The following is a 22,733-nucleotide window of genomic DNA, read 5'->3' on the forward strand; positions in this document are numbered from 1 at the left end:
GAGCAGCGCACACCGGGCGGTGCGCGCACCGGTGGCAGGTCTTCGGACTCACGGGTATCGGGCGCCTTCGGCGCCCGTGAGTGGTTATCGCGGCCTGAGCCGACTTTTCCACTCACGAGTGCCGCAGGCGCCCGGCCTACTGGCCGTCGCTTCCCGGGAGGGTCTCCCAGTGCTCGTGACGGCGGTCGTTCCCGTTCACCGCTGCGGGGCAGTCCCGGATTCGCACCGGGTTCCCTCTTGCCTCACCGACCCGGGCGGGCCGGTGAACCACCAGCGCCGCGGACACTACATCTAGGGCTGCACTGAGTTCGAGACCCCTAGGTGTCCGGATCTCGAGCCGATTCGTCACGCGCGGTGAACGTCGCAGGTCCGGTGCGGTCGGGCGCCTCGACACTCCACTCCGGCGGGTGACCGTCGTCGCGATCGAAGGCGGGTTCCCCTGTGGACGGAGGCCGAATAGCGTCGGGGCGCAGGTGCATCCGCTACGCAGGAGGAGTTCCGTGGTCGTCGCCCCCGATCTCGACGCCGGGCACTGGCTGGCCCGGTGGGACGCCCAGCAGACCCGCTACGTGCCCGACCGCGAGGACCTGTTCGGGCTCGCCCTCGACGTCGTCGCCGGGCTCGACGCCGGCCCGGGGCGGTTGCTCGACCTCGCCTGCGGCCCGGGGTCCCTGGCCTCGCGGGCGGCGGACCGCTTCCCCGGGGCCGAGGTCGTCGGCGTGGACGTCGACCCGGTGATGCTCGAGCTCGCCCGCCGCACCACCGGGGACCGGGTCCGCTGGGTCGACGCCGACCTGTCCGGTCCGGAATGGACGGAGCAGGTGGGCGGTCCGTTCGACGCCGCCGTGTCGGCGACCGGACTGCACTGGTTGCAGGAGGGTGCCCTGCCCGCGCTCGCGGCGCAGCTCGCCGGGACCCTGCGGCCGGGCGGGGTGTTCGTGAACGTCGACACCCTCCTCGCCGACCCGGCGGCACCGCGCCTCGCCGCACTGACCCGGCGGCTGCGCGAACAGCGGACCGAGCGTGGTCTCGCCACCGGTGAGGACTTCCGCGCCTGGTGGGACGCCCTCGCCGACGAGCCCGCGCTGGCCACGGAGTTCGCCGAGCGGGAGCGCCGGTTCGCCGATCACGTGGCAGGCGGGTCGACCCTCCCGGCCTGGGAGGACGCGCTGCGCGGAGCCGGCTTCGCCGAGGTGGGGACGCTGACCCAGACCTTCGACCGCCGGATGCTGGTCGCGATCCGCTGACCCGCCGGGCACCCGATCCGACCGACACAGCCGCACAGGGTGGTGGGCCACCGCACGGGACAGGTCCTGTGCGATTGCGACGCGGTGTGAGCGGCGTGCGCGGACGCTGTGCGGCTGTCGGGCCGGGACTGCGACGGCGCGGACACCGTGCCGCGCGGTCCCCATGCCCGGCAGCCGCACAGGTCGAGGCGCAGCCGCACAGGTCGACGGCCGCCGGTAGCGCCGCCGCACAGGGTGCCGGGCTCCCGCACGAGCTAGGTCCTCTGCGGTTGCCCCGCGAGGTGTGCGGTGAGGACGGATCCTGTGCGGCGACCGTGCCAGGTGCGCGGTGAGCGCGGCGCTCCCGAGGCATGTAGCCGCACAGGGTGGCGGGCTGCCGCACGGGCTCGGCCCTGTGCGGTGATCCCGCAGGATGCGCGACAAGGCCGGAAGCTGTGCGGCTTCGGGAGCAGGGCGGCTCGGGCCCGGGCGCAGGGCCGGGCGGTCGGCTGAGCCGCGTGTCGGGCCGGTGGTCAGGCGAGCCGGGCGCCGGCGAAGTTCGCCCAGGCGAAGGTGTTGGGTCGCGCCGGTTCCAGCCCGGCGACCCCGCCGGACACACCGACGTTCCAGTCCCGCACGCCCCAGACCAGTCCGCCCGAGTCGGCGCGCAGGGTCTGCAGGATGCGGCCGAAGCCGTCGGTGCGGGCGGCCTCGTCGTCGGTGCCGATGGCGCCGTAGTAGAGCCGGTCGATCTCCGGGTTGCGGTAGCCGGTGAAGTCGTAGGTGGGGGTGGAGGTGAGCATCCGGCGTCCGACGTAGTCGGGGATCGGCAGCGCACCGGTGCTGTTCTGGGAGAACACGCCCTGCTGCCGGATGGCCTTGAAGTAGTTCTCCGACGGCAGCGCACGGGGCGTCACCCGGAGCCCGATCCCGTCGAGCTGCCGCGCGACGACGGCGGTGGCGGCGTCGAAGTTCGGGTCGGCCCCGCTGGTCTGGAGCTCGACGGCCAGCCCCTGCGCGCCGGCGTCGGCCACGAGGGCCCGGGCGCGATCGACGTCCCGGGTGACCTGGGGGACGTCCGGGTAGTAGCGCAGCCCTTGCCCGAACATGTCGTTCCCGGGCCTGCCGCGCCCGAGCAGTGCGATCCGGACCAGCTCCTCGCGGTCGATGCCGAGCCGGACGGCCTCGCGCAGCCGCGGGTCGTCGAACGGCGGGCGGTCCACCCGGAGCACCAGGAACTGGTTCGCCGACGCAGGGGCCGACAGTGCCGAGGCCCGCGCGTCGCCGTCGAGCCGGGCCGCTCCCGCCGGGGTGAGGTCGTGCGCGTAGTCGATCTGGCCGGAGAGCAGCGCGCCGATCCGGGCCTCCTCGTCGTCGACCGGGAGGAACTCGAGCTCGCCGATCGCCGGCCTGCCGTCCCAGTGGCCGTCGAACGCGGTGTAGAGCGCCGGGCCGCCCGGGGTGAAGGAGGCGAAGCGGAACGGGCCGGTGCCGACGGGGGCGTCGAACGTCGTGGCCCCCTGCTGGACGATCTCGGTGCCGGGTGCGCCCCAGGCCAGCGGGAACACGAAGTTCGGACGGTTCAGGACGAGCTCCAGCTCCCGCGGCGCCGTCGCCCGTGACGCGGTGAGGTCGAGATCGCGGAACAGCGCGGCGGCGATCCCGGTGGTCGCCGGGTCGGTGATGCGGCGCAGCGAGTACAGGACGTCGTCGGCGGTCAGCGGCCGGTCGTCGTGGAACCGGGCGTCGCGCAGCACGATCCGCCAGCGGGTGCCGGAGGGGTCGCTCTCCCAGGACTCGGCGAGCCGGGGCTCCGGCGTCATGTCCTGCGACCAGCCGGTGAGCGTGTCGAAGCACGCCTTCGCCCGCGCCTGGTCGACGTAGAGGGGCAGGACGTGCGGGTCGAGGGACTCGCGGGATCCGCCCGCGGCGAACGCGGCCCGCAGCCGGTCGGTCCCGGAGCCGGAACCGCCGCCGCAGCCGGCGAGGACGAGCCCGGCGGCGCCGAGTCCCGCGGCGAGGAAGCCGCGCCGGGTGAGTTCCGGGGGCCTCATCCCGCCGCCCGCAGACCGGGGGCGAAGACGTGCCCGTCCAGCTCGGCGGGCCGTTCGGCCACGCCCGGCCCGCCTGCGCGCACCCAGCGCGCGAGGGCGTCGGCGGCGTCGTGGTCGAGCACCCGCCGCAGCCAGACCGGCCGGGCGCCGGACCGGCGGGCCGAGGGGACCGGGCCGACCACGACGACGTCGGAGTCGGCGCACGGGCCCAGGCAGTCGCTGGTCCGGAGACGGGCGTGCCCGTCGGTGCCGGCGGTGATCCGGTCGAGGACGGCGGCGTGGTCGACGCCCGGGTGCTTCCGGCCGGAGCCGCAGCAGCACCCCCGGCAGACCGTGACGGCGGGGAGCGCGGACATGGCGGCGACATTACGTCACATATGACGAGGTGTTCAGTAATGAAGGACACGCCGACAGGAGTAGCGCCCGGTCCCACCGGGAATCCCGCCCGGACCACCGAGGAGAGGGATCGCGATGAGCCACCACGTACTGGACGCCGCGGGCGTGACCACGCCGGCGGTCGTCGTCGAGAAGCTGCACGACGCGGAGCGGGCGAGCACGGCGTGCGCGTCCGCGATGGTCGCGGGCGGCGGGATGGAACGGGAGGTGCTGCTCGCGCTCGACTGCGCGGACCTGTGCTCGGCCGCGGCGCGGGTCCTGGGCCGGCGGGCGGCGGACCGGGCCGTCGCCGAGACCGCGGCCGCCGCGGCACTGCGGGCCTGCGAGGCGAGCGCGGCCGCCTGCGGCGCGCACGCCGACCATCACGAGCACTGCCGGCTGCACGCCGAGACCACCACCGAGACCGCGGCGGTCCTGCGCGAGCACCTCGGTCTCTGACCCCTACCCGGTCGTCGCCGGGGCGGGCGTGTCCACGACCCGCCCGTCCGCGAGCGCGAGGACCCGGTCCGCCGCGGCGACGGTCGCAGGGTCGTGGCTGATCAGCACGACGGCGAGACCGTCGTCGCGCCGGGCCCGCGCGAGCTCGGCGAGCAGCAGCGCGCGGTGCCGGCCGTCCAGTGCCGAGGTGGCCTCGTCCGTGACGAGCACCGACGGCCGCGCCAGCAGAGCCCTGGCGACCGAGGCCCGCTGCAGCTGGCCGCCGGACAGGCCGCCCGGACGCCGGCCGGTGTCCGCCGGCGCCAGTCCGAGCCGTCCGAGCAGCGCGGTCGCCTCCGCTCGTGCGTCGGCGCGGGGCAGGCCGCGCAGCAGCTCCGCGGGGCGGGCGACCTGGTCGAGCACCGGGCGGTGGTCGAGGAACGCCGACCGGTAGTCCTGGTGCACGTACTGGACGGCCCGGTGGTCCCCGGTCGCGCGGGTGCCCGTCACGAGGATCCCGCCGTCGCTCGGGACCAGCCCGGCCAGCGCCCGTCCCAGTGTGGTCTTGCCCGCCCCCGACGGCCCGACGACGGCGAGGCAGCCACCCCGCTCCACCGACAGCCCGACGCCCGCGAGCAGCGTGATCCCCCCGGCGGTCCGGACGGACAGGTCCGTCACCTCCAGCAACGGGTCACCGGGCGGCCGCTGCACGGACCCGGCCTCCGCCACCGGCGGACCGAGCACCTCCCGGGCGGTGCCGCGCCGGGCGGGCCTGCCGCCGTCGAGCTCGAGCACGTCGTCGGCGAGCCTGCGGGCCGTGTCCAGATCGTGGGTGAGCAGCACCAGCGCGGTCCCGGCGCGGGCGAGCGCGGCCAGCTGCCCGATCACGGCGCCGGTGGTGTCCGGGTCCAGGCCGGTGGTGGGTTCGTCCAGCACGACGACGTCGGGGCCGGTGACCAGCGTCTGCGCCAGCGCCATCCGCTGCTGCTGACCACCCGAGAGCTGGTGCGGGAACCGGCGGGCGAGCCCGGGCTCGGTGCCGAGCCCGGCCCGCTCGAGGGACTCGGCGACCGCTGCTGCGCGGGCCGCCCGGCGGGCACGCCCGCGTCCGTGCACGGTCGCGGCCAGCTCGTCGAGGACCGGACCGACCCGGCGGACCGGGTCGAGGACGACGCCGGGGTGCTGCGGGAGGTGTCCCACCCGCCCGGCGCGGGCCCGGCGCAGCGCGCCGCCGGACAGTCCGAGGAGCTCGGTGCCCTGCACCCGCACCGAGCCGGTCGGTTCCACCCCGGTCGCCGCCTCGCCGAGCAGGGCCAGGCCCAGGGTGGACTTCCCCGCGCCGGACGGGCCCACCACGGCCAGCACCCGGCCCGGGAGGAGGTCGAGATCGACGCCGTCCAGCAGCACTGTGCCGTCCGCGGTCCGGGCGCCGAGGCCGCACACTGCGAGCGCCGCGGTCATGCCACCGCTCCCGTCCGGTCGGCGATCCGGTCCACCAGCAGGCTCGTCCCCGCGGCCAGCGCGACCAGCAGCGTGGCGGGCACCAACAGGGCGGCCGGGGCGAGGAACAGCGACGCCGAGTTCTGCTCGATCACCACGGCCCAGTCCACCGTGTCCGGTGGCAGGCCGACCCCGAGGAAGCTCGCACTCGCCAGGAGGCCGAGGATCATCACGCCGCGGGTGCCGGCGTCCACCAGGACCGGCCCGGCGACGAACCGGCCCGTCTCCACCAGGTGGATCCGCCACCACGGCTCGCCGTTCTGCGCCATCGTCTCCAGCGCCACCCGGCGGGACGGCGCCCCGGCCGCGCTGCGGACCAGCCGCACGATCGCGGGAAGCTGCAGCACGGCCGCCGCCACCAGCAGCCAGCCGATGCCGCGCCGCCCGGTCCCGGCCAGGACCAGCAACACCACCAGCGACGGCAGCACGAGCAGCACGTCGAGCACGCGCTGGGTCGCGGTCGCGGCCCACCGGGCCCGGGTCGCGGCGAGGACCAGCCCGAGCGGCATCGCCACGAGGTACGACAGCAGCAGTGCCCCGGCGGTCAGCCCGACGACGGTCGTCCCTCCGGTCAGGGCGAGCGTGAGCACGTCGCGGCCGAGCGCGTCGGTGCCCAGCGGATGGCCGGGCCCGGGCGGCAGCAGCGCGCCCGCGCCGTCGTCGGCGGGGAGCAGGGGTGCGAGCAGCGGGCCCAGCAGCGCGCACGCCAGTGGCACACCGGCCAGCGCGAACCCGAGCGTCGCCCGGCTCACGGCGCCTCCTCCCGGACGGGGGTGAGTCGGGCGGTCAGCAGGTCGACCAGCAGGTTCAGCACGATCGTGACGACCGCGGCCAGCACCGCGTAGCCCTGCACCAGCGGCAGGTCACGGCTCTGCACCGCCTCGACGACACCGGCGCCGATCCCGGGCAGGGCGAACAGCGACTCGATCACGACGACGCCGCCCAGGGTGCCCTCGACGATCCGCGCCAGCTGCTGCAGCGACGGCGCCACGCCACCCGGCAGCACGTGCCGCCACAGCACGACCCGCTCCGGCAGCCCGAGCCGGCGCAGGTGCGTGACGTGCGGTGACCGGTCGGTCTGCAGGACGCCCTGCCGGACCTGGCGGGACAGCCAGCCCAGCTGCGACGCGGTCAGCACGGCGACCGGCAGCACCAGGACCGACGGGGTGAGCAGCGCGCCCCCGCCCGCCGTCGCCGGGAGCCAGCCCAGCTGCAACGCGAACACCGCGACCAGCAACAGCCCGAGCGCGAACTGCGGCGCCGCCTGCAGCGCCGAGACCGCCGCGGTGGAGACCCGGTCGGCGGCGCTGCCCGGCCTGCGTCCCGCAGCGGCACCGACCAGCACGGCGAGCGGGACGGTGACGAGCAGCGACAGGCCGGTGAGCAGGACGGTGGAGCCGAGCCGGTCGATGATCTCGTCGACGACGGCCCGGCCCGTCACCAGTGACGTGCCCAGATCGCCGGTGAGCGCGCCGCCGGCCCAGTCGGCGAAGCGGTCGACGGCCGGCCGGTCGGTCCCGAGCCGGGCGGACAGCTCCCGCACCTGGTCGTCGGTGGCGTCCGGGCCGAGGACGATCTCCGCGGTCTCGCCGGGGAGCATCGTGGTCAGCAGGAAGATCATGACCGTCGCGGCGGCCAGCTGGGCGGCGGCGACCCCGGCCCGGACGGCGACCGGACGGCCGCGGCGGGGCGGTGCGTACGGCGCGACGCTCACCCCGCGGCAGCCCTGTCGACCCGGCTCCACACGCCCGACGTCCTCCCCGCTCTCGCCTGATCACCTGAACAGGATCACGGGCGATGGCCGGGTGCAAGGACCGCTCCGGCCGGCCCGCGGTCAGCCCAGGCGGACGCGGTGGAAACGGGCCCAGGTCCCGGTGTCCGGCCGGGCGGGCTCGACACCCGTCAGGTCGGCGGAGATACCGACGTGCTCGTCGCCCACCGACCAGACCGTCGCCGCGTCGCGCACCAGCACCTGGGAGCGGCGCAGGGCGGTGTCGCGGGTGCGCTCGTCGGGGGTCCGGGCGGCGGTGACGAGCAGCGCCGTCACGTCGGCGCGGGCCGTCCCGGGCGTCGGTGCTGCCGGTGCTGCCGGTGCTGCCGGGGCGTCGTCCGCGACCGGAACGGGGATCGGGTCCTGCCCGCCGGCGGCGACCGCGCGCAGGTACAGCGGGACCGGCTGGGCCGGCACCCGGCGGAACCGGATGCCCGGGACCGGCTCGGCACCCGCCGGATCCGGTTCGCGGGGTTCGGCGACCAGACCGATCGTCTCCAGCTGCTCGGCGACGACCGTCGCGGCCGGGCGGGAGAGCGGATCGAGCGGGTCGAACACCAGCCCGACGGTCGCTCCGTACGCCCCGGCCGCGGTGACGAGCTCCCGGGCCCGGTCGACGTCGCGGGCGACCGGCGGGACGCGGTCGGGATGGTGCGCGAGCCCGGTCCCGAACAGGTCGTCGCCGGGGGAGCCGAGATCGAGCAGGACCTTCCGCACCAGCTCGTCGCGGTCGATGCCGAGCCGCACCGCCTCCCGCAGCCGCGGATCGCCGAACGGGTCGGCGCCCTCCGGTGGCACGGCGAGCGCGGGACCGTCGTCGTCCGGACCGCCGAGATCGGCCCGGCCGGTGGCCCGCGCGGGGCCGGTGCCCAGTTCCAGGAACCGGGTGGCCGAGGCCGGGGTCGAGACGACGCCCGTCCCGGTGCGGCCGAGGATCCGCCGCACGCTGTGCGGGAAGAGATCGTGGGCGTAGGCGACGTACCCGTCGAGCAGCGACTGGTAGCGGTTCTCCTCGTCGTCGTCCACGAGGAACTCGAGCTCGGGGGACAGCGCGGCGCCCAGCCAGTGCCCGTCGTGCCGGAGGAGGACGGCCGGGGTGTCCCCGACCCGGAACGCGCCGGTGCCGACCGGGGTCCCGCCGCGGCCGTCGCGGACGATCCCGGTCCCCGGCGCGCCCAGGACCAGCGGGAACTGGAAGTCCGGGGTCCGCAGGACGAACTCCAGCTCGGTCGGCGAGACCACCCGGCTCGCGGTGAGGTCGACGTTCGCCAGCAGCGGGGCCGCGGTCGCCCCGGTCGCGGGGGCGGCGATCCGGCGGAACGACGCGAGCGCGTCGGCCGCGGTGAGCGGCCTGCCGTCGTGCGCGGTCGCCTCCCGCATCCGGACCCGCCACCGCCTCCCGGTGCGGTCCGGCCCCACCGACGCGGCCAGGTGCGGCTCCGGCCGCATGTCCTGGCCCCACACCAGCAGCGTGTCCGCCACCGCCGCTGCGCGCGCCCGGTCGACCGGCCGCCACACCTGGTGCGGGTCGGTCACCGGCAGCGGTCCGGCACCGGCGAACGCCACGGTCAGGCGCGGGGCGCCGGCGTCGGCCGGGGCCCCGCACGCGGCGAGGGCGGGGATCCCGGCCAGCGCCGCGGCGGCGCCGGTGGCACGCAGGAACGAGCGTCGGCTCAGGGGCACGGCACCAGGGTGCCGAACGCCCTCGCGGTTAGGGTGCCCGGGATGGACCTCCTGGCGATCTCCGGCAGCCCCTCCACCCCGTCGAAGACGGCTCTGCTCCTCGAGATCGCGGTCGCCCGGGCCGCGGGGCACGACGACGTCGACGCCGGCCTGCTGCACCTGCGCGACCACGACGTCGTGTTCTCCGACGGCCGGGATCCCGCCGGCTACACCGGCGACACCCGTGCGGTGATCGACCGCGTCGTCGCCGCGGACGCCCTGGTCGTCGGCACGCCGATGTACCGGGGCGGCTACACGGGCCGGCTGAAGAACCTGTTCGACGTGCTGCCCAACGACGCGCTCGCCGGCAAGCCGGTCGGCCTGGTCGCGACCGGCGGCACCGACCACCACTTCCTCGCGATCGAGCACGAGCTCAAACCGCTGGTCGGCTTCTTCCGCGCCTGGGCGGCGCCGGGTGCGGTGTACGCCAACAACACCCACTTCGCCGGCGGCGAGCTGACCGACGACGGCGTCCGAGACCGGCTGGCCGAGCTGGCGGACACCGTCGTGACCTTCGCCCGGCGGATGCCCCGCGACGCCGCCGGTGCCACCGGTCCGGACATCCCACGCCGGTCGCTCCGCGACTCGTGAGTGGACAACACGGCCCTGACCGTGTTTTCCACTCACGGGCGCGACAGCGCGTGACCCAGCTCCCCCGCCCCGGCGAGCAGGTCGTCGGCGTCCTTCGCGACCAGCACGTGGTCGACGATCTCCGAGTACTCCTCCATCGCGCACGACGCCTGGTTCCAGTAGCGCCCGGGTTCCGGGGTGATCCAGCCGACCCGGAAGGCGCGCCGCGCCAGGGTCCGCAGCTCCTCGGTGCCCGGGGGCAGGCCGTTGGAGCGGCCGTCGCCGACGAACAGCACGGCGGTGCGGTGGTCGACCGCGTCGGCGAAGTTCTCGTTCAGCTCGGTGAACACCCGGCCGTAGTCGCTGGTGGCGTCCAGGTCGATGCCCGGTGCCGCGAGGACCGCGGCCAGGGCGTGGTCGTCGTGCGCGCGCAGCAGGAGCTCGGTCACCTCGACCGGTGAGTCCACGTAGGCCAGCACCCGGCAGCGGAACGCCTGCCGGTGCAGTGTCCGCGCCAGCCGCAGCACGAACGCGGTGATCGACCGGACCGACAGCGAGACGTCCGCGATCACCAGCAGCCGGACCCGGTCCGGGACCTTCGCACGGTGCAGCAGGTGGAACGGCACGCCGTCGCTGCGCATGCTGCGCCGCACCGTGTGCCGCACGTCGAGCGGGCCGTGGGCGTGCTCGCGCGGGACCCGTCGTGGTGCGCCGCGCATGCGGTGCAGCAGCTCGTGGCAGGCCTGCTGCATGTCGGCGGAGTCCAGCCGGTCGGCGCCGTCGGTGCCGTCGCTCGCGGGGTCGGGTCGTTCGCCCTCGCCGGCCTCGACCCGCTCGGCGAGCTGGGTCACGAACTCGGCGATGGCCTCGACGAGAGTGCCGAGCTGGACCTCCGAGAGCTCCTCGCCCTCGGGACCGTCGGTGTAGACGGCGTGCGGGTCGTACGCGGCGAGCCAGGCCAGGATCGCCTCCGGGTCGTCGAAGGAGATCTCGCCGGAGACCTGCGTCGTGGCCCCCGACGTCAGCTCCTTGCCGACCGCGGCGCCCGCTCGCTCGAGATCCACGGTGTAGGTCGTCCCGCGGCGGCCCCTGTCCTCCCCGGAGGACACCGAGAGCTCGGAGTCCGACCCGCCCAGCGACACGTCGTCGTCGTCGCGGTGCGGGTTGAAGCCCTTCTCCTGCTCGTCGGCGTCGAGCATGTCCCCGACATCGGCCACGTTCGGGTCGTAGTCGGCGTAGCGGCCGAGCGGGTCGTCGTCCTCGGTGAGATCCAGGTCGGTGGGCAGACCCTCGGCGCCCGGCCCGCGGAGTCCGGGCCCGCCGCTCGCGGACCCGTCGCCCGCGGGTTCGGGGAGCAGACCGAAGAAGGCGTCGAAGGCCCGCTCGAACCCGGCGCGCTCGTAGGAGTACTTGACGGTGACGGCGCGCAGCCCGGCCCGCAGCCGCGCGGTGTCGGTGGCGCCGATCATGGCCAGTACCCGCCGGACCTCGATCGCCTCGGCGGGGGAGACCGCCACCCGCTGGGCCCGCAGTACCCGGGTGAAGGCGGCGGAGAGCACCGAGAGGAGTCTCTCCGCGTGCCCGTCCGCCGTGCTCACCGGCGGCCCCGGCGGTTCCGGTCGGCCGCCGCCCGGCTCCCGGTGGAGGTGGCGCGACCCTTGCCGAACGCGCCGGACGTCGTGTCCGCGGGCCGCGACGAGCGGCTCACCCAGCCCGAGTCGTCGGCCGCCCCCACCTCGTCCGCGACCTTGGCGCCGTCGAGGCGCCGCACGGCCAGCTCGCGGTCGGAGCCGTACTTCAGCAGCGCCGCGAGCAGCGAGGACCGCACCTTCTCCAGCTCACCGCCGGATTCGAGGCCGAGCACGGCGGCGGCGCGGGAGGCGTCGACGACCTCGGAGATCGACGGGGACTTGCGCAGCGGGAACTCGCGCAGCCGCCGGGCCAGCTCGACCACGTCGGTGACGACGTCGGCGGCGACGTCGGGGGCGCGGCGGGACACGATCTCGGTCTCGCGCTCGGGGGTCGGGAAGCCGACCTGGTAGTGGAGGCAGCGTCGTTTCAGGGCGGGCGACAGCTCGCGGGTGTCGTTGGAGGTCAGCACGACCCACGGCGCCGAACGCGCGGTGAAGGTGCCGATCTCGGGGACGGTCACCTGCCGTTCGGCGAGCACCTCCAGCAGCAGCGCCTCCATCGACTCCTCGGTACGGTCGACCTCGTCGACGAGCAGCACCACGGGCTCGGGGGAGAGCACGGCCTCGAGCAGCGGGCGGGCGGAGAGGAAGTGCTCCGTGTAGAGGCCGGTGTCCTCGGCCTGCAGCCGGGCCGACGCCTCGGCCATCGTCGCGGTGCCCGCGAGCAGCTCGCCGATCCGGTCGCGGAGCATCTGGACGTGCATGAGCTGCTTGCCGTAGTCCCACTCGTAGAGGGCGCGGCCGTCGTCGAGACCCTCGTAGCACTGCAACCGGATCAGCGTCCGGCCCGCCGCGGCGGCCAGCGACTTGGCCAGCTCGGTCTTGCCGACGCCGGCCGGGCCCTCCAGCAGGAGGGGCCGCTCCAGGGCGGTGGCCAGGTGCACCACCACCGCGAACTCGGGGTCGATGACGTAGTTCTCGCCGGCCAGGGCCTCGGTCAGCGTCTCGGGGCTCTCGAACACCGTTCTCCTCGCTGCACTGCGCAGAAGCGTCTCGTGACGGTCGGGACAGGCCGCCGCCGCGCCCGGGGGCTGATCCGGGCGCGGCGGCGGGTCCGAACCGCGTCCTAGTAGGACTTGTTGAAGGCGTGGTCGACCAGCGGCACCAGCGCGTCGACGGTGCACTCGCGGGGGTTACCCGGCGTGCAGTAGTCGCCCATCATGTGCTCGGCGATGCTGCGGATCGTCTTGTCGTCGGTGGGGATCGTGTCCCCGCGGCCGGCGTACTTGCCGGTGTTCATCCGGTTCTTGTCGTAGCTGTCGGACTGCAGCACGCCGAAGTTGTCCGGGATGCCGACGTCCTTGGACAGCCGGATGGCCTCCTCGACCGCGGCGTCGGCGGCCTGGACGGTGGTCATGTTCCGGGTGTCGACGCCCAGCGCGGTCGCGATCTTGGCGTACCGCTCGTAGCGCGAGGGCAGGTTGTACTCCCACACGCGGGGCAGGGCGATGGCGTTGTTCAGGCCGTGGTGGGTGTCGAAGAACGCCGACACCGCGTGCGACGTGGAGTGCACCAGGCCGAGGCCACCCGAGTTGAACGCCTGTGCGGCGATGTACTGGGCGTGCATCATCTTCGAGCGGGCCTGCAGGTTGCGCGGCTCGTAGGTCGCCTCGCGCAGGTACTGGCCGACCAGCTCGATCGAGTACAGCGCGTTGCCCAGCGACGGCTCGAAGTCCAGCCGCGACACGAACGGTTCGGACCCGTGGGCCAGCACGTCGAACCCGCAGTACGCGGTGAAGTGCTGCGGGCAGCTGTAGTACAGCAGCGGGTCGTCGAGGGCCAGGGTGGTGACGACGGCGTCGTCGAACCCGACCCACTTCTTCGGGTCGTCCATGTCCGACGTGTTCGTGATGACGTACGCCCACGAGGTCTCGGACCCGGTCCCTGCGGTGGTGGAGACCGCGATGTGCGGCGGGTTCTCCATGTTCGTGGACTTCGAGAAACCCTCGAACTCGTTGATGTTGCGCCCGTCGTGCGCGATGACGACGCGCGCACCCTTGGCGGCGTCGTGCGACGAGCCGCCGCCGATCGAGATGATGCCGTCGCACTTCTCGCTCGTGTAGAGCGCGGCGGCGTCCATGCAGTTGTAGTCCTTGGGATTGGACTCGACCTGGTCGTAGACGACGACGTCGACGCCCTGGTACTCGACCTTGCCCTTGAGCTCCTCGATGATCCCGGAGCCGCGCAGCCCGGACGTGACGAACAGGACGCGCGTCATGCCGAGGTTCTTCGCCTCGACACCCAGGATGTCGTGCGCGCCGACCCCCAGGAGCGCCCGCGGGAACGGGTGGAACTCCTTGATCGGGAAGTCCCAGATCTGGTTGAGCTCGATGGCCATTGGCTCTCCTCGACGGCCTCGTTGGCGTTGCGGACGAGCACAACCATGGCTATTGCCAGCAATCTGCAACAGCTACAGATGGGTACCTGACCACCCGGCTGTTCGCCGGGGCAGGAGTCCCCTCCGGACGGAGGGGAGGGCGCCGTCGATCAGGGGATCTCGGGCGCGGTGAACCCGTCCGGCCCCGGCGGGTAGGGCACGACGGCGCGCACCGCGGACGCCGGGACGGCGCCGTACGCGTGCGGGAAGCGCATCGCCTCCGGGGCGCCCGGGACGCCGGGCTCCCACCGGACCTCGATGCCGGCGTCGGCGATCGCGGAGGGGGACAGGACGAGCAGCACGAGATCGGTCCGGCCCGGGAACAGTCGCTGTGCGGGCAGCGCGACCTGGTCGGGAGTGGACAGGTGGACGAAGCCCACCTCGTCGAGCGAGGCCGGGGCGATCTCGCCGACGAGCTCGTAGGAGGTGCGCTCGGCGGGGGTGCAGAGATGCAGCAGGGCAGGGGAGTCAGCGCCGTCGACCGTCATGACCGCCAGCATGCCTCCCCTCCGAACGGACGGGCGTCAGAGGAGGTCCTTGCATTCCGGCACCGGGTGCCAATAGCGTCGATCTCGCTGCCACCGCCGGCCGGCGGGGGCGGTTCGTCACCTCTCTCGCCGAGAGTCGATCCCTGCGGAGGTAGCCCATGAGCGAGCACCAGAACGAGGACGCCCTGGTCGAGGAGACCCTCGTCGAAGAGGTCTCCATCGACGGCATGTGCGGTGTCTACTAAGCCGCTCGACACCGCGGTACCGAGCCCGAGCTCGGACGGGGCCGCGGGGTCGTTCGACCCCGCGGCGCCGTACCGCCTCAGCGAGAGCGTCTCGCTGCGCCCCGAGCCCTTCGGTGCCCTGGTGTACGACTTCACGACCCGCAAGCTGTCGTTCCTGAAGACCGTCCAGCTGGTCGAGGTGGTGCGCGGGCTGGCCGACCAGCCCGACGCCCGGTCCGCCGTCGAGGCGGCCGGCGTGCCCGCCGCCCAGCACGAGGCCTACCTGAAGGCACTCGCCGGGCTGCTGCAGTCCCGGACCATCGTCGCCCGCTAGAGCCCGCCGACCACCACAAAGGGGTGCCCGTGAAGCTGGTCGACCACTTCCAGTACGGCCTCAACTCGCCCATCTGCCTGACCTGGGAGCTCACCTACGCGTGCAACCTCGCGTGTGTGCACTGCCTGTCGAGCTCCGGGCGTCGCGACCCGCGTGAGCTGACCACCGCCGAGGCCAAGGCGGTGATCGATGAGCTGCAGCGGATGCAGGTCTTCTACATCAACATCGGCGGCGGAGAGCCGACCGTGCGCCCGGACTTCTGGGAGCTGCTCGACTACGCCATCGCGCACGACGTCGGGGTCAAGTTCTCCACCAACGGCGTCAAGCTCGACAAGGCCCGTGCCGCCCAGCTGGCCGCGACCGACTACGTCGACATCCAGATCTCGATGGACGGCGCGACCGCCGAGGTCAACGACTACGTCCGCGGCCCCGGATCCTTCGACACCGCGATCACCGCGCTGGAGAACCTCGCCGAGGCCGGGTTCCAGGCGCCGAAGATCTCGGTCGTCATGACCCGGGAGAACGTCGACCAGCTCGACGACTTCAAGGCCATCGCCGACAAGTACGGCGCCCAGCTGCGGATCACCCGCCTGCGCCCGTCCGGCCGCGGTGCCGACGTCTGGGACGAGCTGCACCCGACCCAGGCCCAGCAGAAGCAGCTCTACGACTGGCTGGTCGCGCACGGCGACCAGGTCCTGACCGGTGACTCGTTCTTCCACCTCTCGGCCTACGGCGACGCCCTCCCCGGGCTGAACCTGTGCGGCGCGGGGCGCGTGGTCTGCCTGATCGACCCGGTCGGCGACGTCTACGCCTGCCCGTTCGCGATCCACGAGAACTTCCTGGCGGGCAACGTCCGCGACGAGGGCGGCTTCAAGGAGGTCTGGGAGCACTCGGACCTGTTCACCGAGCTGCGCCAGCCGCAGACCGGCGGGGCCTGCGCGTCGTGCCAGCACTACGACTCGTGCCAGGGCGGCTGCATGGCGGCCAAGTTCTTCACCGGGCTGCCGCTCGACGGCCCGGACCCGGAGTGCGTGCAGGGCTACGGCGAGCAGATGCTCGCGGCGCGCAACGCCGAGACCGTGATCCCGAAGTCCGACGTCGACCACTCCCGGTCGGCGCCGCGGAACTCCCGGGAGCCCAAGCAGCCGACGATGCTGTCCCTGGCCCCGCCGCCGCGCCGGCCGGACCGGGCGTGTGACGAGAGCCCGCTCGCCGGGTTCACGCCGACGCCGGAGTCCGAGCCGGCCGCCGCGCCGGTCGCGGGGAGCTGACCACGAGCCTGCTGACGGGGCCCGTCGACCTGCGCGGTCGGTGGGCCCCGTCGCGTGTGCTGTTCGGGCCGCACGAGACGAACCTCGGCAACACCGCCCGGGAGATCACCGACGACCACGTCGCCTACTACGCGGCCCGGGCCGCCGGGGGCGCCGGGCTGATCGTGGTCGAGCCGGCGTCGGTGCACGCCTCGGACCATCCCTACGCCTACGCGCCCGCGGCGTTCCCGGCCCCGGTCCCGGCCGATCCGGTGCCCGGGGCCCGACCGCGCCCTGCGCCGGGTCCCGCGTCGGGGTCCCCGTTCTCGTCCTCGTCCGGGCCGGATCCCGCCGAGATGCAGATCAGCGTCGTCGGCGGGCTCTACGCCGACACCGAGCTGCTTCTCGGCGAGGGTGATCCGGGCACGGACGGTCCGGTGCCCGTCCCGGAGGCGGTGCCGGGCCCCGTAGCGGCGCGGCGAGGCCCGGGCCCGGTAGCGCCGAGTCACGATCCGGTTCACGCGGGACCGGACGCTGTGCCGGCCGGGCCCGGGTGGGCCGCGGTCGTCGCGGCGTGCCGGCCGTACGGGGCGCTGGTGCTCGCCGGACTCGCCCACGCCGGTGGGCAGGGCACCTCCGCGCACTCCGGGCGCCCGCTGTGGGCGCCGTCCGCGGTCCCGGACGTCGTGTCCCGGGAGACCCCGGTCGCGATGGACACCCCGGAGATCGACGCGGTCGTCCGCGGGTTCGCCGACGCCGCACGGGCCGCTGTGGACAGTGGTGTGGACGGTGTGGAGATCTCCGCCGGGCAGCACTCGCTGCTCCGCCAGTTCTGCTCCGGGCTCACCGACCACCGCACCGACCGGTACGGCTCCGACCGGTCGCTGCTGCTGCGGGAGGTGCTCGCCGCGGTCCGCGACGCGATGGGGCCCGGACCGCTGCTGGCGCTGCGGCTGTGCGTCGACGAGCTCGCCCCGTGGGCGGGGATCACCCCGGACGACGGCGTCGCGCTCGCCCGTGCCGTCGCACCGGCGGTGGACCTGCTCGTCCCGGTCGCCGGCAGCGGGCTGTCGCCCGGTGCGACGCGGCCGGACCTGCACACCCCCGAGGCGTTCCTGCGGGACCGGTGCGCCCGGGTGCGCAGAGCTGTGGAGGGGGTGGTGCCGGTCGTGCTGGCCGGGAGCGTCGCGTCGACGGAGCTCGCCGAGGACGTTCTGACCTGCGGTGACGCCGATCTCGTCGAGATGACGAGAGCGCAGATCGCCGATCCCGGGCTCGTCGCACTGGCCCGCGCGGGGACGCCGGAGCGGATCCGGCCGTGCCTGCTCACGAACGCGCTCGCCGCAGCGCGGGACCCGCGCAACCCGGTGGTCGGCGACGAGCTGGAACCCCGGTCCGGCCACGAACGCACCGAGCCGGACCCCCGCACCGGCCGAGCCGGGCCCCCGGCGACTGCGACGACCCCCGCGACCGCGATGACCCCGGCGATCCCGGCGACCGGGACGCCCCCCGCGACCGGGACGACCGCGGGCGGCCCGGGGACGGCCGGCGGGCCGGGCGGGAACAGCCCGGCTCCGGGGCCGGAGAGCGAGCCCGCGCGGCGGGTGCTCGTCGTCGGGGGCGGGCCGGCCGGGCTCGAGGCGGCGCGGACCCTCGCGCTGCGCGGGCACCCCGTGACGCTGCACGAACGCTCGGACCGGCTCGGTGGCCTCCTGCACGCCGCCGCCGCGCTGCCCGGGCGGGAGCGGCTGGCGCTGCCGGTCGCGTGGTGGTCGGACGAGCTGGACCGGCTCGGTGTCCGGGTCGAGCTCCGGTCCGATGTCGACGACGACGCCGTCCGCGCGGCCGAGGCGCGCGGCGCCGCCGTGGTGCTGGCCACCGGCTCCCGCGCGGCGCCGCCGGAGTTCGGCTCCGACGTCCCGGTCGCCGCCGCCGCCGATCTCGCCTCCGGTGCCGTCCTGCCGGTCCCGCGGGACGCGCCGGTCCTGGTGCGCGACCCGCTCGGGGACTGGACCGGGCCCGGGATCGCGGAGCTGCTCTCCGCAGCGGGCCACCCCGTCACCCTGTCCACGCCGGACGCCGTCGCGGGGCACCAGCTCGGGCGTTGCGGGGACATGGCCCCGGCGAACGCGCGGCTGGAGCGGGCCGGCGTGACCCGGGCCCTGTTCACCGAGCTCCGTGCCGTCCGCGACGGCGTCGCCGAGCTGGTCGACGTGCACACCGGCGCGGTCACCGCGGTGCCGTGCGCGGCCGTCGTCGACTGCGGGGCGCGGCTGCCGGACCGCACCGTCCCGGACGCCCCCGGCCGCGCGACCGCCGGCGACCGGGTCGCCCCCCGCACCCTGACGGAGGCGGTCCGGGAGGGCCGCCGCGTCGCGTTCGCACGGGATCGGGACGCACGTCCCGGCCCCCGCGATGGCCGGGACGTGCTGATCGACGGGCGTCCGGCCGGGCGGGGCGGGGGAGGTGAGCGGGGTTCCGGGGGGCTCGGTGTGCCGTTGCGGCTCGGGCGGCGCGAGCTGCGGAACCGGATCGTCTTCACCGCCCACCTCACCGGTTTCGCCGAGGACGGGCTGCCGTCCGCCCGGCACGCCGCCTACTACGCGGCCCGGGCCGCGGGCGGCGCCGGACTGGTGATCACCGAGGAGCACGCCGTCCTCCCGGACGACCGGCCCTACGAGCGCCTGATCCGGGGGCACGACCCGTCGGTCCTCCCCGGCTACCGGCGGATCACCGACGCCGTGAAGGCGCACGGCGCGGTCGTGCTCGCCCAGCTCAACCACAACGGCGCGCAGGGCTCGGGGATGTACTCGCGGGAGGCCGTCGTCGGCCCGTCGGCGCTGCCCGACCCGATGTTCCGCGAGGTGCCCCGGGAGCTCGACGCCGCGGGGATCGCCGGGATCGTCGCCGGGTTCGCCGACGTCGCGGCCCGCTGCGTCGCCGGCGGGTTCGACGGCGTCGAGATCCAGTGCTCGCACGCCTCACTGCTGCGCCTGTTCCTGTCCCCGGCGACGAACCGGCGGACCGACGCGTGGGGCGGCGACCGTGCCCGCCGGGCACGGATCGTGCTCGACGTCGTCGCCGCCGTCCGTGCGGCGATCGGCCCGGACCCGGTGCTGGGCCTGCGGATCGGCGCCGACGAGCGCGTCCCCGGCGGGATCTCCCCCGGCGACGGCGCCGACCTCGCCCGGCGGCTCGTCGCGACCGGCGCGGTCGACCACCTCACCACCTCGGTCGGCGTCGCGACCTCGACGCTGCACCTGATCGAGCCGTCGATGCACACACCGTCCGGGTACGCCGGGCACCTCGCCGCGACGCTGCGCCGCGCCGTCCGCGAGGCGGGGTCGGACGTCCCGGTCGTCGGCGTCGGCCGGTTCACCACCCCCGCCCAGGCCGCGGACGCGGTGGAGCGCGGCGAGTGCGACCTCGTCGGCGTCGCCCGCGGGCAGATCGCCGACCCGGACTTCGCCGCGAAGGCACTGGCCGGACGCCCGGTCCGCCGCTGCGTCGGGTGCAACCAGGACTGCATCGGCCGGGTCGGGCTCAACCTGCCCCTCGGGTGCGCGGTGAATCCCGCGGCCGGACGCGAGGGGGTGCGCCCGCGGCGCGCGAGGAGGGCGGGGGACCCGGCGCGGGTGCTCGTCGTCGGGGCGGGCCCGGCCGGTCTCTCCGCCGCGGGTGCGCTGGCCGGGCGGGGCCACCGTGTCCTGCTGGCCGAGCGCACCGACGCCCCCGGCGGCCGGCTGGCCCTCGCCGCGACCGCCCCCGGCCGCGGCGAGCTGGGCCACGTCGTCACCGACCTGCTCCGGGCGGCCCGGGACGCCGGGGCCGGGATCCGGTTCGGGACCACCGTGGACGCCGGGTTCGTCGCCGACCGGGGCCCGGACGCCGTCGTCCTCGCGACCGGCTCCCGGCCGTCCGTCCCGGCCTGGGACCCGGAGCGGCTGACCGTCCCGGTCGACGACGTCCTCGCCGGGGCCCGGCTGCCCGGCGGCCCGGTCCTCGTCGTCGACGAGCTGGGCTTCCACCACGCCACCTCGACCGCCGAGCTGCTGGCGGCCCGCGGGCACGACGTCGAGATCGTCACCGCCGCGCTGGTCGTCGGCCAGGACCTCGGGCTCACCCTCGACCGCGAGGGGTTCCGCCGCCGCGCGCACACCGCCGGGATCCGCTGCAGCACCGACCGTGCGGTGCTCGGCGTCTCCGGCGCCGGCGGGGGCGTGGCCGTCGAGCTGCTGCACCACCCGACCGGCCGGACCGAGCAGCGGGAGGTCGCGGCCGTCGTCACGGCGTCGTCGTCGGTGCCGTGTGGGACCCTGTGGACGGCGCTCACCGGCGGGCCCGTGCCGGTGTACCGCATCGGTGACGCCCTGGCCCCGCGGCGGATGGACGCCGCGATCCGGGAGGGAGACGCGGTCTTGACCTGAAGTCAGGTCCAGTTCCTAGCGTCGTCGCCATGCAGACCGATCCACGGACGACCCCCGACCGCGCCGGGCCACGGGAGTGGGTCGGCCTCGCCGTCCTCGCCCTGCCCCTCCTCGTGCTGGCGCTCGACGTCAGCGTCCTCTACCTCGCCGCGCCCGCCCTGACCGCGGACCTGCAGCCCTCGGCCACCCAGCAGCTGTGGATCCTCGACATCTACGGCTTCCTGATCGCCGGGTTCCTCATCACGATGGGCACGCTCGGCGACCGGATCGGCCGCCGCAGGCTGCTGCTGATCGGCGGCGCCGCCTTCGCCGTCGCCTCCGTGCTGGCCGCGTTCGCCCCGACCGCGGAGCTGCTGATCGCCGCGCGGGCCCTGCTGGGCGTCGCCGGGGCGACCCTGATGCCGTCCACCCTCGGGCTGATCTCGACGATGTTCCCCGACCCGGTCCAGCGCCGGTTCGCGGTCGCGGTGTGGATGACGACGTTCTCCGTCGGCGCCGCACTCGGGCCGCTGGTCGGCGGCGCCCTGGTCGAGGCGTTCTGGTGGGGGTCGGTGTTCCTGGTCGGCGTGCCCGCCATGCTGCTGCTGCTCGTGCTGGGGCCGCGCCTGCTGCCGGAGGAGCGCGGCTCCGGGGACGGCCGGATCGACGCCGTCAGCGTCGCGCTCTCGCTCGCGGCGATGTTGCCGCTCGTCCTCGCGGTCAAGAACCTCGCGGCCTACGGGCCGAGTGCGACCGTGCTCGTCGCGGCCGTCGCCGGCACGACGGCGGGGACGGTGTTCGTCCGCCGCCAGCGCCGGCTGGCCGACCCGCTGCTCGACGTCGCGCTGTTCACCCGGCCGGCCTTCACCGCGGCGGTGTCGGTGCTGCTGGTCTCGCTGCTCGCGGTCAACGGGTTGTTCTTCGTGCTCCCGCAGTACCTGCAGCTGGTGGCGGGGGCCTCCCCGCTGGTCGCCGGCGTGTGGATGCTGCCGCTGGCGCTCGCCACGGTGGCCGGGTCGCTGCTGACCCCGGCGCTGACCCGTCGCTTCGGGGTCTCCCCGGTCGTGGCGGCCTCGGCCGGGATCGCCGCCGCTGGCTCGCTGGTCGTCGGGCTGGCCGGTGCGGGCGCCGGCCCGGTCGCGCTCGTCGCGTCCGTCACCGGGACGGTGCTCGGCCTGAGCCCGATCGGGGTGATCGCCACCGACCTGGTGATCGGGTCGGTGCCGAGCGCACGGGCCGGGTCGGCGGCGTCGATCTCGGAGACCGCGGGCGAGCTCGGGGTGGCGCTGGGCGTCGCGGTGACGGGCAGCGTGCTCACCGCCGTCTACACCGGACGCCTGGTGCTCCCCGGCGGGCTGCCGGCGGACGTGGCGGAGCGGGCCGGGGAGGGCATGGCCGGGGCGGTGACGGCCGCCGCGGACCTGCCGCCCGCGGCCGGGGAGGCCCTGCTCGCCGCCGCGCGCACGGCGTTCACCACCGGTGTCGGCGCCGTCGGACTGGTCGGTGCGGGACTGCTGGCCAGTGTCGTCGTGCTGGCACTGACCGCGCTGCGCGGGGCCGGACGCTGACGGGGGACGCTGTCACCATGCTGCTCGCCGACCTGACCTGGACCGAGCTGACCGGCCGGGCGCCCACCGTCGTCGTCCCGGTGGGGTCGGTCGAGCAGCACGGGCCGCACCTCCCCCTGGGTACCGACACGCTCTTCGCGTCGGTACTCGCGGCCGTGCTGCACGACGCCGACCCGGAGCTCGTGCTCGCCCCCGCACTGGCCTACGGGGCGGCCGGTGAGCACGAGGGGTTCCCCGGCACGGTGTCGATCGGGGAGGAGGCGCTGCGCACCGTGCTGGTCGAGTACGGCCGCTCGGCCTGCCGGTGGGCGTCGCGGCTGGTGCTGGTCAACGGGCACGGCGGGAACGTCGCGGCGCTGCGGTCGGCCGTCACGCTCCTGCGGTACGAGGGCCGCGACGCGGCCTGGCTGCCGTGCTCCGCGCCCGTCCCGGGGGTCCCGCTCGACGCGCACGCCGGCCGGTACGAGACGTCGCTGCTGGAGCACGTCGATCCCGCGCTGGTCCGCCGGGAGCACGCGGCCGCCGGGGACACCCGGCCGCTGCGCGAGGTGATCGGCGAGCTGCGCGCGGGCGGCGTGGCCGCGGTCAGCCCGAACGGGGTGCTGGGCGACCCGTCGGGCGCGTCGGCCGCCGAGGGCGGGCGGGTGCTCACCGCGATCGTCGACGCGGCGTCGGCCGCGATCGACGCCTGGGACCCGGACCCGGAGACCGGGCGCCTGCGCGTCCCCGCCCGGTAGGC

The 22,733-nt window shown here is 75.3% G+C and carries 19 protein-coding genes and 1 riboswitch; of the genes, 9 read left to right on the top strand and 10 right to left on the bottom strand.

Translation table 11 applies throughout. The features are described 5' to 3' along the window. Nucleotides 1-15: 15 nt before the first annotated feature. Nucleotides 16-287, bottom strand: a riboswitch (cobalamin riboswitch). A 213-nt stretch (nucleotides 288-500) separates the two neighbouring features. Then, on the top strand, nucleotides 501-1,247 hold the full coding sequence (locus tag AD017_RS16050) for a trans-aconitate 2-methyltransferase (protein ID WP_060574721.1): 747 nt from the start codon (nucleotides 501-503) through the stop codon (nucleotides 1,245-1,247). Between the two features lie 512 nt (nucleotides 1,248-1,759). Here AD017_RS16050 and AD017_RS16055 read toward each other — a convergent pair. Together AD017_RS16055 and AD017_RS16060 are read right to left on the bottom strand one after the other, a co-directional pair. Continuing rightward, the gene (locus AD017_RS16055) at nucleotides 1,760-3,280 is read right to left on the bottom strand and encodes an ABC transporter substrate-binding protein (protein WP_060574722.1); all 1,521 of its coding nucleotides are present in this window, start codon (nucleotides 3,278-3,280) and stop codon (nucleotides 1,760-1,762) included. Then, the gene (locus AD017_RS16060) at nucleotides 3,277-3,636 is read right to left on the bottom strand and encodes a hypothetical protein (RefSeq protein WP_010234641.1); all 360 of its coding nucleotides are present in this window, start codon (nucleotides 3,634-3,636) and stop codon (nucleotides 3,277-3,279) included. Before AD017_RS16060 ends, AD017_RS16055 begins: the two co-directional genes overlap by 4 nt. A gap of 115 nt (nucleotides 3,637-3,751) precedes the next feature. Here AD017_RS16060 and AD017_RS16065 point away from each other — a divergent pair, with 115 nt between their 5' ends. Next, nucleotides 3,752-4,114 (top strand): hypothetical protein, encoded by a 363-nt coding sequence (locus tag AD017_RS16065; protein ID WP_060574723.1) that lies wholly within the window; start codon nucleotides 3,752-3,754, stop codon nucleotides 4,112-4,114. Nucleotides 4,115-4,117: 3 nt separating this feature from the next. On the opposite strand, the gene AD017_RS37240 is transcribed toward AD017_RS16065, so the two are convergent. From AD017_RS37240 to AD017_RS16085, 4 genes are all read right to left on the bottom strand, one after another. Continuing rightward, nucleotides 4,118-5,554: an ABC transporter ATP-binding protein gene (locus AD017_RS37240; RefSeq protein WP_060574724.1), complete on the bottom strand. Its 1,437-nt coding sequence runs from the start codon at nucleotides 5,552-5,554 to the stop codon at nucleotides 4,118-4,120. Next, nucleotides 5,551-6,345 (bottom strand): ABC transporter permease subunit, encoded by a 795-nt coding sequence (locus tag AD017_RS16075; RefSeq protein WP_010227896.1) that lies wholly within the window; start codon nucleotides 6,343-6,345, stop codon nucleotides 5,551-5,553. Before AD017_RS16075 ends, AD017_RS37240 begins: the two co-directional genes overlap by 4 nt. Further along, entirely contained in the window at nucleotides 6,342-7,307 is a 966-nt protein-coding gene (locus AD017_RS16080) for an ABC transporter permease (protein WP_060574725.1), read from the bottom strand. Before AD017_RS16080 ends, AD017_RS16075 begins: the two co-directional genes overlap by 4 nt. A 120-nt stretch (nucleotides 7,308-7,427) precedes the next feature. Beyond that, the gene (locus tag AD017_RS16085; RefSeq protein WP_060574726.1) at nucleotides 7,428-9,047 is read right to left on the bottom strand and encodes an ABC transporter substrate-binding protein; all 1,620 of its coding nucleotides are present in this window, start codon (nucleotides 9,045-9,047) and stop codon (nucleotides 7,428-7,430) included. A 42-nt stretch (nucleotides 9,048-9,089) separates the two neighbouring features. Between AD017_RS16085 and AD017_RS16090 the strand changes: the two genes are divergently transcribed. Beyond that, nucleotides 9,090-9,677 carry an NADPH-dependent FMN reductase gene (locus AD017_RS16090; RefSeq protein WP_060574727.1) on the top strand — a complete coding sequence of 196 codons (588 nt, stop codon included), beginning with the start codon at nucleotides 9,090-9,092 and terminating at the stop codon, nucleotides 9,675-9,677. A 32-nt stretch (nucleotides 9,678-9,709) separates the two neighbouring features. Here AD017_RS16090 and AD017_RS16095 read toward each other — a convergent pair whose 3' ends face one another. The 4 genes from AD017_RS16095 to AD017_RS16110 form a co-directional block, all read right to left on the bottom strand. Then, on the bottom strand, nucleotides 9,710-11,254 hold the full coding sequence (locus tag AD017_RS16095; protein WP_060574728.1) for a VWA domain-containing protein: 1,545 nt from the start codon (nucleotides 11,252-11,254) through the stop codon (nucleotides 9,710-9,712). After that, nucleotides 11,251-12,309, bottom strand: a complete 1,059-nt coding sequence (locus AD017_RS16100; RefSeq protein WP_060574729.1) for a MoxR family ATPase — start codon at nucleotides 12,307-12,309, stop codon at nucleotides 11,251-11,253. Before AD017_RS16100 ends, AD017_RS16095 begins: the two co-directional genes overlap by 4 nt. 104 nt (nucleotides 12,310-12,413) lie before the next feature. Next, on the bottom strand, nucleotides 12,414-13,685 hold the full coding sequence (mdo, locus tag AD017_RS16105) for an NDMA-dependent methanol dehydrogenase (RefSeq protein ID WP_060574730.1): 1,272 nt from the start codon (nucleotides 13,683-13,685) through the stop codon (nucleotides 12,414-12,416). Between the two features lie 149 nt (nucleotides 13,686-13,834). Beyond that, nucleotides 13,835-14,212 (bottom strand): DUF952 domain-containing protein, encoded by a 378-nt coding sequence (locus AD017_RS16110; RefSeq protein WP_060576428.1) that lies wholly within the window; start codon nucleotides 14,210-14,212, stop codon nucleotides 13,835-13,837. A gap of 158 nt (nucleotides 14,213-14,370) precedes the next feature. Between AD017_RS16110 and mftA the strand changes: the two genes are divergently transcribed. Genes mftA through mftE form a run of 6 tightly spaced genes read left to right on the top strand, consistent with a single transcriptional unit; the run spans nucleotide 14,371 to nucleotide 22,731 of the window. Beyond that, nucleotides 14,371-14,457, top strand: coding sequence for a mycofactocin precursor MftA (gene mftA, locus AD017_RS16115; RefSeq protein WP_060574731.1), 87 nt, complete (start codon nucleotides 14,371-14,373; stop codon nucleotides 14,455-14,457). Further along, nucleotides 14,447-14,770 (top strand): mycofactocin biosynthesis chaperone MftB, encoded by a 324-nt coding sequence (mftB, locus tag AD017_RS16120; protein WP_010229645.1) that lies wholly within the window; start codon nucleotides 14,447-14,449, stop codon nucleotides 14,768-14,770. Before mftA ends, mftB begins: the two co-directional genes overlap by 11 nt. Before the next feature lie 29 nt (nucleotides 14,771-14,799). After that, entirely contained in the window at nucleotides 14,800-16,041 is a 1,242-nt protein-coding gene (gene mftC / locus AD017_RS16125) for a mycofactocin radical SAM maturase (protein WP_174521755.1), read from the top strand. A gap of 56 nt (nucleotides 16,042-16,097) precedes the next feature. Then, nucleotides 16,098-20,447, top strand: a complete 4,350-nt coding sequence (locus AD017_RS36370) for a mycofactocin system FadH/OYE family oxidoreductase 2 (protein ID WP_227012762.1) — start codon at nucleotides 16,098-16,100, stop codon at nucleotides 20,445-20,447. 29 nt (nucleotides 20,448-20,476) lie between these two features. Further along, nucleotides 20,477-21,994, top strand: a complete 1,518-nt coding sequence (locus AD017_RS16135; RefSeq protein WP_060574733.1) for an MFS transporter — start codon at nucleotides 20,477-20,479, stop codon at nucleotides 21,992-21,994. Between the two features lie 17 nt (nucleotides 21,995-22,011). Further along, nucleotides 22,012-22,731 carry a mycofactocin biosynthesis peptidyl-dipeptidase MftE gene (gene mftE, locus AD017_RS16140; RefSeq protein ID WP_060574734.1) on the top strand — a complete coding sequence of 240 codons (720 nt, stop codon included), beginning with the start codon at nucleotides 22,012-22,014 and terminating at the stop codon, nucleotides 22,729-22,731. The last annotated feature ends 2 nt before the right edge of the window (nucleotides 22,732-22,733 follow it).

Origin of the sequence: Pseudonocardia sp. EC080619-01 (assembly GCF_001420995.1) — a bacterium.
Lineage (GTDB): Bacteria > Actinomycetota > Actinomycetes > Mycobacteriales > Pseudonocardiaceae > Pseudonocardia.